Raw genomic sequence first — 11,765 nt, 5'->3', positions numbered from 1 at the left:
ACCGCAAGCGCCCCAAGCGCCGCAGACGGCGCGGGGGCAAGGAGCGTCAACACGGGGAACGCGAGCACGGGGACCGCGCACATGGGGACCGCGAACATGGGGACCGCGAGCATGGGGACCGCGAGCATGGGGACCGCGAACATGGGGACCGCGAGCATGGCGCTGCTGTGGAAGGTGCTTCCGTTTCGGCGCCGACAGACGACGCCTTCGTAGCCGCGGGCGACCAAGCCGCCGAAGCGGACCATGAAGCGCCGGCCGGTGTTGCCGAAACGGCGGAAGCGGCGGACGACGGTCACGGCAAGAAGCGCCGGCGCGGCAAGCGCGGCGGCAAACGCAATCGGCGTGAAGACGGCGAGGACAGCGTCGAAGCCAGCGCCGGCGAGCCAGCCGTCATGACAGAAGGTGCCGTGTCGGAAGCAGAGCCCGTGACCGGCGAGCCGGAAGGTGCGCCGCCGGCCGAAGAGCTTGCGGTGCTTGCTCCGGCGAACGACGACATGCCGAGCGCCGAAAAGCCAAAGAAGCCGCGCCGTGCCGCCAAGCCGAAGAAGGTTGCGGCGGAAGCAGTTGCCGAGATTGCGGGCGCCGAGACATCGGCTGCCGAGGCGGCATCGGTGGCTTCCGGCGAGACCGCTGCGCCGGTTTCGCAGGAGACTGAAGTGGCGGCTGCCGAGGAAACGCCGAAGGTCCGGCCGTCGCGGCGCAAGCCCGTACCGGTGGATGCTCCGGTCGTGCCGGTCGTCTCCTCGATCGTCCCCGACGAGGCAAAGACCGAGGAAGCAAAGGCCGAGGACAAGCCGAAGCGTGCCGGCTGGTGGCAACGGAAGGGTTTTTTCTAAGCCTTTCCGTGCATTAGCCAGACTTTCTGATCAAAAAAGTCCCGCGCTGCCGATCGGTTGCGCGGGGCTTTTTTGCCCCAATTCCAGGCGACAACACTATGGCGCGAAGATCGACCAGTTCATCGTCTTCGCCAGTTTTTCCAGCGCGATCGAGCCCAGCCTGGAATTGCCGTTGGCATTGAGGCCAGGCGACCAGACGGCAAGCGAGGCGACGCCCGGCACGATCCCCAATATGCCACCGCCGACGCCGCTCTTGCCGGGAATGCCGACGCGGAAAGCGAAGTCGCCGGAGCCGTCATAATGGCCGCAGGTCAGCATCATCGCACCGATGCGGCGGGCGCGCTCGGCCGACACGACGGAATGCCCGGTCGCCGGGTTCTTGCCGCCATTGGCGAGGAAGCGCCCGGCCAGGGCCAGTTGCCGGCAGCTCATGGCGATCGCGCAATGGTGGAAGTAAACGCCCAGCGCCAGTTCCGGCGCGTGATTGAGATTGCCGAATGCTTTCATGTAATTGGCAAGCGCGAAATTGCGAAAGCCGGTGGCGCGTTCGGACGCCGCCACCTCGCGGTCGATGATGATCGTGTCGTCATCGGCCAGGAACTGGATGAAGCGCAGGATCTCGCCGATCGCCTCGCGCGGCTGATGGCCGGCGAGCAGGATGTCTGAGACGACGATGGCGCCGGCATTGATAAACGGATTGCGCGGAATGCCGTTCTCGTGCTCGAGCTGGACGATCGAGTTGAACGGGTTGCCCGAAGGTTCGCGCCCGACCCGCTGCCACAGCGCGTCGCCGACATTGCCGAGCGCCAGCGTCAGCGTGAACACCTTTGAGATGCTCTGGATCGAAAACGCCTCGTCCGCGTCGCCCGCGGTCAGCACGCGGCCGTCATTGGTCACCGCGGCAATGCCGAATTTTTTCGGGTCGATCTTGCCAAGTTGGGGAATATAGCTGGCGACGTCGCCACGATCGGTACGCCCCGCCATTTCGGCGGCGACCTCGCGCAATGCCTGTTCGAGCTGGAGCGCCCGTTCAAGTTGCGGCGCCTGTTCGAATTGAGGCGCCTGTTCAAGCTCCGACATCGTCGCCCCCGCTACTTCAGCCAGCGTTCGATCCGCGCCATCGCCTCGACCATGTCGTCGTGGCTGCCGGCGTAGGAAAAGCGCATCGTACGATGGCCTTGCAGCGGGTCGAAATCGCGGCCGGGAGTCGCAGCCACATGCGCCTCGGCCAACATCCGGCGCGCAAACGCCATGCTGTCGTTGGTGTGCCTGGTAACGTCGCAAAAGGCGTAAAAGGCGCCGTCCATCGGCGCGGCAAGCGCAAAGCCGAGTTCCGGCAGGCGTTGCATCAAGAGCTCGCGGTTCCAGGCATAGCGCGCCTTCACCGCCTCCAGCTCTTCTGTCGCCTTGAACGCCTCGATCGCGGCAATCTGGGACAGTTCGGGGGACGAGATGTAGAGGCTCTGGGCGATGCGCTCGACCGGCCGCACCAGTTCCTGCGGCAGCACCATCCAGCCGATGCGCCAGCCGGTCATGCAGTAATATTTCGAGAAGGAATTGATCACCGTCGCATCCGCGCCGAAAGAAAGCGCGGTCGTGTCGGGCGCCGCATAGGCCAGCCGGTGGTAGATTTCGTCCGAGATGACGGCGATGCCGAGATCTTGCGCCGTCTTGACCAGCGCCTCGAGATCGCCGGCGGGAATGACTGCGCCGGTCGGGTTGGCCGGGCTGGCGAACAGCACGCCCTTCAGAGGTTTTTCGCGATGCGCGGCTTGCAGGTGCTCGGCATGGAGATAGGCGGCGCCGTCGAGCTCGATCTCGGCGATGTCGATGCCGAGCGCGGCCATGATGTTGCGATAGGCAGGATAGCCGGGCGCAGCGATGGCGACGCGGTCGCCTGGATCGAACATTGCCAGGAAAGCGAGGTTGAAGGCAGCCGACGATCCGGTGGTGACGGCTATCCGCTCGGGCGAAACGTCAAGCCCGTAATGCTCGCCATAATGCGCCGCGATCGCCCTGCGCAGGCCGACGAGGCCCAGCGCGTCGGTATAGCCGATGCGGCCTGCTTTCAAGGCGATCGTCGCCGCTTCGCGAACGCCGGCCGGCGCCGGATCGGAAGGCTGGCCGACGGCCATGGAAACGACCGGCAGGCCCTTGGCCTTCAGCCGATTCGCCTCGGCCAGGATGTCCATGGCATGGAACGGTTCGACCGCGCCGCGGCGCGAAAGCGAAACAACCATTTTTCAATCCACCACACTTGTCCGCACGTGCCGGCCATGCTGGCCGCGCCGCACAAATGCCCGATTGGTGTGGGGATCACAAGTTCGGTAAGTTTAGGCTGCCGACTTTTCATCCTTCGCCCACTCGTCTACCAGTGGACCTGCCATGTTGAGCCGACCCAAATCGTCGACGATCGCCAGGACAGCGCGCGCCCTCGCGACTCTTTCGCTTGCCGCGGTGGTCGCCATCGCCGGCTCGGTCAACGCGTTCGCGCAGAATGTGCCGGTGGTGCGCGATGCCGAGATCGAGGCGCTGGTACGCGATTACGCGCGGCCGATCTTCAAGGCGGCGGGCTTGTCGGGCGACGCCATCAACATCGTGCTGGTCAACGATCAGAGCTTCAACGCCTTTGTTGCCGGCCGCCGCCTGTTCATCAACACCGGCGCGCTGATGACGGCCGAAACGCCCAACGAGATCATCGGCGTCATCGCCCACGAGGCCGGCCATATCGCCGGCGGGCACCAGCAAAAATTGCGCGAACAGCTCGAGCGCGCCAAGACGATGGCGATCCTGGCGACGTTGTTGGGCGCCGGCGCCATGGTGGCCGGCGCCACCAGCAACAGCCGCGGCCTCGCCGGGGCCGGCATGGGCGTGATGGCCGGCGGCGGCGAGATGGCGCAACGCAGTATCCTCGCCTATCAGCGCACCGAAGAGATGACCGCCGACCGCTCGGCAATCACTTATCTCAATGCTACCGGCCAGTCCGGCATGGGCATGCTGAAGACGTTCGGCCGTTTCCAGAACGCATTGTCGCTCTCGGGCGCCCAAGTCGATCCCTACAGGATCAGCCATCCGATGCCGCAGGAGCGTATCGCCAATCTCGAAGTGCTGGTGAAGCAGAGCCCTTACCTTGACAAGGTCGACCCGCCGGCACTGCAGCAGCGCCACGACATGATGCGCATCAAGATCGCCGCCTATATGCAAGGACAGGCAGCGGCGGCGCGATTGATGCGAAAGAACCCTGGCAGCCTCGCCTCGCGCTATGGCGACGCGCAGATGACCTATCTTTTCGGCAATCTGGCCTCGGCGCTCACCAAAACCAACGCGTTGATCAAGGAACAGCCGAAAAATCCCTATTTCCAGGAATTGCGCGGCGACATCCTGATGAAGGCGAACAGGCCGAAGGATGCTGCTGACGCCTATGCCAAGTCGGTCAGCCTCGATCCGGCGCGATCCGGGCTGCTGCCGGTCTCTTACGGCCAGGCGCTGATGGCCATCGGCACGGCGGATTCGCTGAAGAAGGCGGTGGCGCAGATCAACACCGGCCTCGGACGGGATCGCGAAAACGCCGCCGGATACCGTTATCTGGCACAGGCCTATGGGGAACTCGGCAACATCCCGGCCGCCGAGCTTGCAACCGCCGAAGGGCATTTCTATTCCGGCGACTACAAGAATGCGAAAATCTTCGCCATGCGGGCGCAGCAGAGCATGAAGCGGGGCGAGCCGGGCTGGCTTCGCGCGCAGGACATAATAAACTACGCACCATCAGGTAAGAAGAAGTGAACCTTTCGGACGCACGCTGCGACACAGCCAAACCGAGCGGACCCGAACACAGGCAAGAGGATCGAGGATCATGACCAAGGCAATTCTGCTGGGCACTACCGGAGTGGCAGCGGCCCTCGCCATGCTGGCGTTCGGCTTCGTCGCCGGCAATCCGCAGACGGCGAAGGCCGGCACGGCGCAGCTTGCCCAGATGGCATCCTCGGAAACCAAGCTCGACCGAACCGAAGTCGAAGGCATCGTCCGCGACTATCTGCTGAAGAACCCGGAAGTGCTTCTGGAGGCCCAGCAGGCACTCGAGGCCAAGCAGAAGGAAGAACAGCGCGTCGCCAGTCTCGGCGTCATCAAAGACGCCAAGGACCAGATCTTCAATTCCTCCTTTGACGGTGTTGTCGGCAACCCGAACGGCAAGATTACCATCGTCGAGTTCTACGATTACAATTGCGGCTACTGCAAACGTGCCATCGACGACATGCGCGCGCTGACCAAAGCCGACCCGGACCTGCGTTTCGTGCTCAAGGAGTTCCCGATCCTCGGCCCGGATTCGCAGAAGGCGAGCGTCGTCTCGATGGCCTTCCATTTGATGAAGCCGGAGAAGTACGGCGAGTTCCACAACGCGCTGCTCGGCGGCCAGGGGCGCGCCACCGAGGCGGCGGCAATCAAGGTGGCGCTGTCGCTCGGCGCCGACGAGGCGGCGCTGCGCGAAAAGATGAAGGATCCAAGCATCACCGAGGCCTTCTCCAAGACCTATGACCTCGCCACCAAGCTCGCCATCACCGGAACCCCATCCTATGTCGTCGGCAACGAGGTGGTGTTCGGCGCGCTTGGCCAGGAAGTGCTGGCCGAAAAGATCGAGGCGGCGAAGGCCGCGCTCTGATTAGCGTTCGGGTTTCGATTAGGCTGCGGGTTTCCGGCACGGACCGTTTTCCGGCTGTTGTGGACGGCGAAAGAACGCACTTGCGCTCTTTTCGCCAGCGTCTATGCCCATTATAGAGGGTCCGGCGCGCCGGCTTAGCCGCGCCGGGAAAGGTCGGCATTTTTTGAAAACGGTTTTCGTCCTGAACGGCCCCAATCTCAACGCGCTCGGCAAGCGCGAGCCGGGCATCTATGGCGGCAAGACGCTTGCCGCGATCGCCGACGACTGCAAGCAGGCGGGTGCCGCACTTGGGCTGGAGATCGATTTCCGCCAGTCGAACCATGAGGGCGACCTCGTCGACTGGATCCAGGAGGCCGCCGACAAGGCCGCCGCAATCGTCATCAATCCGGGCGCCTACGGCCATACCTCGATCGCCATTCACGATGCCATCCGCGCTGTCGCGCCGCTGCCGGTCGCTGAGGTGCATCTCTCCAACATCCACGCGCGGGAACCATTCCGCCACGTCTCCATGGTCGCGCCGGTCGCCGTCGGCATGATCTGCGGGTTCGGGCCGCTCGGCTACACGCTGGCGCTGCAGGCGCTGGCTGCACGCCTATGACCGGCCAACAAACAGAAGGCTCGAAAATGTCGATAAAGAAGAACGGTGTTGACCAGCAGCTGATCCGCGATCTGGCGGGCATACTGAACGACACCAACCTGACCGAGATCGAGGTCGAGCTGGGCGATCTGAAGGTGCGCGTCTCGCGGCAGGCGCCGGCCGTCCATGCGGTCGCCGCAGCCCAGCCGGCCTATGCGCCGGCAGCCGCGCAGCCTGCGGCAGCGGCCGCCCCGGCGACGCCCGACGTGTCGAAGAACGCCGTCGCCTCGCCAATGGTCGGCACCGCCTATCTGGCACCGTCGCCCGACGCCAGGCCGTTCATCGAAATCGGCCAGAAGGTCAAGGAAGGCCAGACGCTGCTGATCATCGAAGCAATGAAGACGATGAACCAGATCCCCTCGCCGCGCGCCGGCACGGTGACGGCGATCCTGTTTGAAGATGCGCAGCCGGTCGAATATGGCATGCCGCTCGTCGTGATCGAGTAGAGCCGGGAACAGGCGAAAGATGTTCCAGAAAATCCTCATCGCCAATCGCGGCGAAATCGCCCTCAGGGTGCTGCGCGCCTGCAAGGAGCTCGGCATCCAGACGGTGGTGGTGCATTCGACCGCCGACGCCGACGCCATGCATGTGCGTCTCGCCGACGAGAGCGTCTGCATCGGCCCGCCGCCGTCGCGCGACAGCTATCTCAATATCCACCAGATCGTCGCCGCCTGCGAGATCACCGGCGCCGACGCGGTGCATCCCGGCTACGGATTTCTGTCGGAGAACGCCAAGTTCGCCGACATCCTCGCCGCGCACAACATCACCTTCATCGGCCCGACCGGCGACCATATCCGCATCATGGGTGACAAGATCGAGGCCAAGCGCACCGCAAAACGCCTCGGCATCCCCGTGGTGCCCGGCTCCGACGGCGCGGTCACCGAGGACAAGGAAGCCAAGCGCATTGCCGCCGCGATCGGCTACCCCGTGATCATCAAGGCGTCGGCCGGCGGCGGCGGGCGCGGCATGAAAGTGGCGCGTAGCGAGGCCGACCTCGAGGTGGCGCTGCAGACGGCACGCTCGGAGGCGGGTGCCGCCTTCGGCGACGACGCCGTCTATATCGAGAAATATCTGCAGAAGCCGCGCCATATCGAAGTGCAGGTGTTCGGCGACGGTGCCGGGCGCGGCGTGCATTTCGGCGAGCGCGACTGCTCGCTGCAGCGCCGCCACCAGAAGGTCTGGGAAGAAGCGCCCTCGCCGGCTCTCAATGCCGAGGAGCGCGCGCATATTGGCGGCGTCTGCGCCAGGGCGATCGCCGATCTCGGCTATTCCGGCGCCGGCACGATCGAATTCCTCTATGAGGACGGCGAGTTCTATTTCATCGAGATGAACACGCGCCTCCAGGTCGAACATCCGGTGACCGAGGCGATCACCGGCATCGATCTCGTGCACGAGCAGATCCGCGTCGCCTCGGGCGGCGGGCTTTCGGTGCGCCAGGAAGATATCCGCTTCCTCGGCCATGCCATCGAATGCCGCATCAATGCCGAGGATCCGCGCACCTTCACCCCTTCGCCGGGCACCATCACCCACTTCCACACGCCGGGCGGCCTCGGCATCCGCGTCGATTCCGGCGTCTATTCCGGCTACAAGATCCCGCCCTACTACGACAGCCTGATCGGCAAGCTGATCGTGCACGGCCGCAACCGCGTCGAGTGCATGATGCGGCTGCGGCGCGCGCTCGACGAATTCGTCGTCGACGGCATCAAGACGACGCTGCCGCTGTTTCGCGACCTCGTCGGCAACGCCGACATCGCCAATGGCGACTACGACATCCACTGGCTGGAAAAATACCTGGCCGAAGGCGAGTGATACAGGGGCGAAGCGATGACCCGTCCCTACGCACCCGGTTATCGCATCCCGACCGACCTTTTGCTCAAAGCCTATGCCTCCGGCGTCTTCCCGATGGCCGAAAGCGCCAATGACCCCGAAGTGTTCTGGGTGCGGCCGGAGACGCGCGGCATCATTCCGCTCGACGGGTTCCACATACCGAAAAGCCTGAGAAAGACGATCCGCAAGAACCTGTTCGAGTTCCGCATCGATTTCGACTTCGAGGCGACGATCGAGGCCTGCGCCGAAAGGCGCGAGGAACGGCGGTCGACCTGGATCAACGCACCGATCCGCGAAGCCTATATCGAGCTGCATCGGATGGGCCATTGCCATTCGGTCGAGGCCTGGCACGACGACCGGTTGGTCGGCGGCCTCTACGGCGTATCGCTCGGCCGCGTGTTCTTCGGCGAGAGCATGTTCGCCAGGGAGACCGACGCGTCAAAGGCCTGCCTGGTCCACCTCGTCGAACGTTTGAAGGCGCGCGGCTTTGCACTGCTTGATACGCAGTTCACCACCGAGCATCTCAAACGCTTCGGCGCGATCGACGTGCCGCGCGGCAAATATGAGAAGATGCTGGCCGAGGCGCTGAAGGGCGAGGCCGTGTTTTTTCCGTGACTTAGAACGGTTCATCGTTTCACAGAAACGCCGAACCGGTCCATCTCTTTGTTTTGACGCAATTCCGGACGGAAAACCGTTCACACTTTTCCTGGAATTGCTCTAGCGGCAGGTCAGCCTTTTGATGCCGTCACCAGCGGCGTCTGTGCGTGGAACATCATTTTCCAGCCATTGACGCGGTGGACATAGCCGGTGCTGACCAGCGCCGCATAGGCTTCGCCATCTTGCCGCGTCGCACGCGCCTCGTAGGTCAGCATAACGATGTCGCTGCCAGGCTCGATGATGCCTTTGAGGTCGATGTCGAGATCGCGCCAGCGGTTCGGGTCCGTCGCAGTTGCGGCCAGATCGGTATTGCTCATCACCCGCGCCATTTGCGGGAAGGCCACCAGGCATTCGGTATCGGCATTGGCCTTGAAATAGTCGGCACCGCCGCTCCAGAATCCCCTTTCGATGTCGAGAAGTTCGTTCTTGTTGGCCATCATCATGGCAACCTCCACCGTAGAGAGGCACCAACGCTCGGGCAACACGGCGGTTCCGCAAGGCGCGGTATCCGCCGCCGCGCTGACAGATTCTAGTTGGTTTTGGGGGCAGTGGGTGCCGGCACGTCGGACTTCTGCTTGCAGCCCTTCAGCCAGATGTCATAGACGGCATGCTCGACGGCGTTGATCCCGGGGCTTTCGGCAAACATCCAGCCGGTGAAGATACGGCGTATTTTCCGGTCGAGCGTGATCTCGTCGACCTCGACGAACGAATCCGTCTTCGGCTCTTCGTTCTCCGGCCGCGAATAGCAGATGCGCGGCGTCACCTGCAAAGCGCCGAACTGCACCGTCTCGTCGATATAGACATCGAAGGTGATGATACGGCCGGTGATCTTGTCGATGCCGGCGAATTCAGCGACGGGATTGGTGATGCGCTCAGATACTGCGGGTGCTGCAGGCGCCACCGATGCGTCCGGCGCAGGCGGCGCCAATTCCTGCGCAGCAGCAAGCGCCACCATAGAAGCGAGAACGACCGCGGTTAATCCGCCCGTCAAAATTCGGCTGAACATGCTCATGCAAGGTCCGGTGGTTTGCGCCCGGGTGATTCTCTTAACGCCAAGGCTAGTTGCTGCTGTCGGATCAGCAAACAGCTAAACAGCAATTGTGGCGACAAAGGACCGCCCCCGTGGGACCGCGCCCGTGAGGACCGCGCGCGTGTCGCGCCGATCGATCACGAACCAGGCGTCCAGGCGTCGTAGTCGCCCGTCACCTGCGGACGATGCTGGTTGGTCAGCACCGAGCCTTTCGGCCGATAGGCTGCGGGGCTGCCGGTGAGGTTCGGCACATGCGGCTTTTGCCAGTCGCGTGGCTTGTAGTCTTCGCTTGGCGGCGCAACGTCAACACGGTGATGGATCCAGCCATGCCAGCCGGGCGGAATCGCCGAGGCTTCCGAATAGTCGCGGTAGATGACCCAGCGGCGGGTGCGGCCTTCCGAATCGACGCCGCCCTCATAGTAGACGTTGCCGACCTCGTCCTGCCCGACCTTCTTGCCATGCCGCCAGGTGTGGAAGCGCGTTCCCAATGTCTGGCTATTCCACCAGGTGAAAAACTGCAGAAGGAAAGTTTTCATCCAAATCCTCGTGGCAAGTCCTTGTAGCAAGTCCTCGCGGCGGCTGCGGCGGCGCCTGTTCCTGCTTATGGCGTCACGGCATTGCGAAGGCAAGGGTCTTGCCGCAACCGGCGAGCAAATGGCTGGCGGGAAAGCGAAACGTTCATGCGATTTTCGCGTCCGCCCGAAGCAGATGAAATGGGTTGTTGGCGACCTTACGCAGCGTTATTCTAGGAGTTGATGCTTCGTTGCCTCAAGGACGGCAAATGAGAGGGGCTCATGTCATCGCTGGCGGGCACGGCCGGTCGCGCATTGCCGCAGGTCGTTGAGGCGATCTACGATTCGATTGCCGACGTCGACCGCTGGCAGGCGACACTCGAGGCCATCTGCAGCCTGGCTGAAGGCCAGCTTGCCATGCTCGCCGTCATCGACACGATCAGCAGTTCCGCGCGGTTTTCGGTGTCCTGCGGCGATCCCGCAGTTCTTGAGCCGTTGAAGCATGACTACGGCTCGCAAGTGCCGTTCTATGCGGCGGTTCCCAAGATGGAGATCGACGTGCCGTTCACTGTCGATTCGATCTACGCCCTGCAAGGCCCGGATACGCGACAGAGATGGCTCGAAAGCCGCATCGTGCGCGAATGGGTGCAACCCAACCGCCTGGACGATTTCTTCTGGGTGGCGTTGATGAAGCGGCCGACCCGGATCGGCACGCTAATGGTGGTGACCGACAAGGACAGGCGCCAGATTTCCCGCGAGGATCTCGAGCTTGTCTGCCTGCTGGCGCCGCATGTGCGGCGCGCGGTGACCATCGGCGACCTGTTCGAAGCCGAGCGGCGCAAGGCCGAAATCTTCCGCTCCATCATCGAAAGCCTCGACCATCCGGTGCTGATCGTCGCCGAAGACATGACCATCATCTTCGCCAACCCGTCAGCCGAAGCGCTGCTCGCCGAAAACATTTCGGTTGCTTGCGTGCGCGGCCAGCTTTCATTCACCTATGCCAACGCCAACGCCGCAATCGGCCGTGCCGTCCAGCTCGGCACGCGCGACGAATTCGCACTCGGACCTTGCGGCATCAACATTCCTCTGGCCAGGACGGCCGTTCCGGCGGTGGCCCATGTAATGCCGCTGGCGCGGCGTGAAATCTCGGCGCGCATCTCGCAGCGCGCCGCCGCAGCAATCTTCATCGCTGCGGCCGGTTCGGCACCGATCCCGGCGCTGGACGCCATTGCGGCGCTGTTCGGACTGACCGCGGCAGAAAGGCGCGTCGCCGGTCACGTTGCCGCCGGCCTGACGCGAAAGGAAATCGCCGCGGCCGGCGGCGTCTCGGACGGCACCGTCAAGTCGCAGCTGGCGACGATCTTCGACAAGACCGGTACCGGCGATCAACGTGAGCTCGAACTCTTGATGCGCGAATTGTCGCCGCCGTTGCGCTCCAGTTAATTGCGCAGGTTCCCCGGACCGGCAGCGGTCCAAAAGACTCGGCCGGTCAGTTTTCCAAGCCTTTAAGACCATCGTCCGCAAAATCTGCGAAACGAAACCGGCATCGTTGCAATTCGGCCAAAATCATGGTGCGGTCGTTCGCGGTCCAGAAACGCGGCACTATGCT

General features: G+C 63.5%; 12 protein-coding genes and 1 pseudogene. 8 read left to right on the top strand and 5 right to left on the bottom strand.

Going from position 1 to position 11,765, the window contains the following annotated elements:
* A pseudogene (locus NKJ40_RS19095) lies at positions 1 to 836 on the top strand (hypothetical protein); the annotation flags it as partial.
* 96 nt (positions 837 to 932) lie between these two features.
* On the opposite strand, the gene NKJ40_RS19090 reads toward NKJ40_RS19095, so the two are convergent.
* Together NKJ40_RS19090 and NKJ40_RS19085 are read right to left on the bottom strand one after the other, a co-directional pair.
* Entirely contained in the window at positions 933 to 1,916 is a 984-nt protein-coding gene (locus NKJ40_RS19090) for a glutaminase (protein ID WP_352467345.1), read from the bottom strand.
* A gap of 11 nt (positions 1,917 to 1,927) precedes the next feature.
* Positions 1,928 to 3,076 (bottom strand): pyridoxal phosphate-dependent aminotransferase, encoded by a 1,149-nt coding sequence (locus NKJ40_RS19085; protein ID WP_352467344.1) that lies wholly within the window; start codon positions 3,074 to 3,076, stop codon positions 1,928 to 1,930.
* 145 nt (positions 3,077 to 3,221) lie between these two features.
* Between NKJ40_RS19085 and NKJ40_RS19080 the strand changes: the two genes are divergently transcribed.
* From NKJ40_RS19080 to aat, 6 genes are all read left to right on the top strand, one after another.
* The gene (locus tag NKJ40_RS19080) at positions 3,222 to 4,619 is read left to right on the top strand and encodes a M48 family metalloprotease (protein WP_352467343.1); all 1,398 of its coding nucleotides are present in this window, start codon (positions 3,222 to 3,224) and stop codon (positions 4,617 to 4,619) included.
* Between the two features lie 70 nt (positions 4,620 to 4,689).
* Positions 4,690 to 5,493, top strand: a complete 804-nt coding sequence (locus NKJ40_RS19075) for a DsbA family protein (protein WP_352467342.1) — start codon at positions 4,690 to 4,692, stop codon at positions 5,491 to 5,493.
* Positions 5,494 to 5,656: 163 nt separating this feature from the next.
* A complete protein-coding gene (aroQ, locus tag NKJ40_RS19070; RefSeq protein ID WP_031211260.1) occupies positions 5,657 to 6,091 on the top strand; it encodes a type II 3-dehydroquinate dehydratase in 435 nt (144 codons plus the stop codon).
* Between the two features lie 26 nt (positions 6,092 to 6,117).
* A complete protein-coding gene (accB, locus tag NKJ40_RS19065; RefSeq protein WP_292662508.1) occupies positions 6,118 to 6,576 on the top strand; it encodes an acetyl-CoA carboxylase biotin carboxyl carrier protein in 459 nt (152 codons plus the stop codon).
* Positions 6,577 to 6,595: 19 nt separating this feature from the next.
* Positions 6,596 to 7,939, top strand: a complete 1,344-nt coding sequence (accC, locus tag NKJ40_RS19060) for an acetyl-CoA carboxylase biotin carboxylase subunit (RefSeq protein WP_352467341.1) — start codon at positions 6,596 to 6,598, stop codon at positions 7,937 to 7,939.
* 15 nt (positions 7,940 to 7,954) lie between these two features.
* Positions 7,955 to 8,572, top strand: coding sequence for a leucyl/phenylalanyl-tRNA--protein transferase (aat, locus tag NKJ40_RS19055; protein WP_292662502.1), 618 nt, complete (start codon positions 7,955 to 7,957; stop codon positions 8,570 to 8,572).
* A gap of 113 nt (positions 8,573 to 8,685) precedes the next feature.
* Here the strand turns inward: aat and NKJ40_RS19050 are convergent, their stop codons facing one another.
* The 3 genes from NKJ40_RS19050 to NKJ40_RS19040 form a co-directional block, all read right to left on the bottom strand.
* A complete protein-coding gene (locus tag NKJ40_RS19050) occupies positions 8,686 to 9,054 on the bottom strand; it encodes a hypothetical protein (RefSeq protein WP_352467351.1) in 369 nt (122 codons plus the stop codon).
* 89 nt (positions 9,055 to 9,143) lie between these two features.
* Positions 9,144 to 9,626 (bottom strand): DUF2155 domain-containing protein, encoded by a 483-nt coding sequence (locus tag NKJ40_RS19045; RefSeq protein ID WP_352467340.1) that lies wholly within the window; start codon positions 9,624 to 9,626, stop codon positions 9,144 to 9,146.
* A 155-nt stretch (positions 9,627 to 9,781) separates the two neighbouring features.
* Positions 9,782 to 10,180: an NADH:ubiquinone oxidoreductase subunit NDUFA12 gene (locus NKJ40_RS19040; RefSeq protein ID WP_023674818.1), complete on the bottom strand. Its 399-nt coding sequence runs from the start codon at positions 10,178 to 10,180 to the stop codon at positions 9,782 to 9,784.
* Between the two features lie 258 nt (positions 10,181 to 10,438).
* Between NKJ40_RS19040 and NKJ40_RS19035 the strand changes: the two genes are divergently transcribed.
* Positions 10,439 to 11,599, top strand: coding sequence for a helix-turn-helix transcriptional regulator (locus NKJ40_RS19035; protein WP_352467339.1), 1,161 nt, complete (start codon positions 10,439 to 10,441; stop codon positions 11,597 to 11,599).
* Positions 11,600 to 11,765 lie beyond the last annotated feature (166 nt).

The organism is Mesorhizobium sp. M0119 (genome assembly GCF_040322615.1).
Lineage (GTDB): Bacteria > Pseudomonadota > Alphaproteobacteria > Rhizobiales > Rhizobiaceae > Mesorhizobium.
The sequence above is the reverse complement of the archived record's forward strand: the minus strand, read 5'-3'. Positions and strand labels throughout refer to the sequence as shown.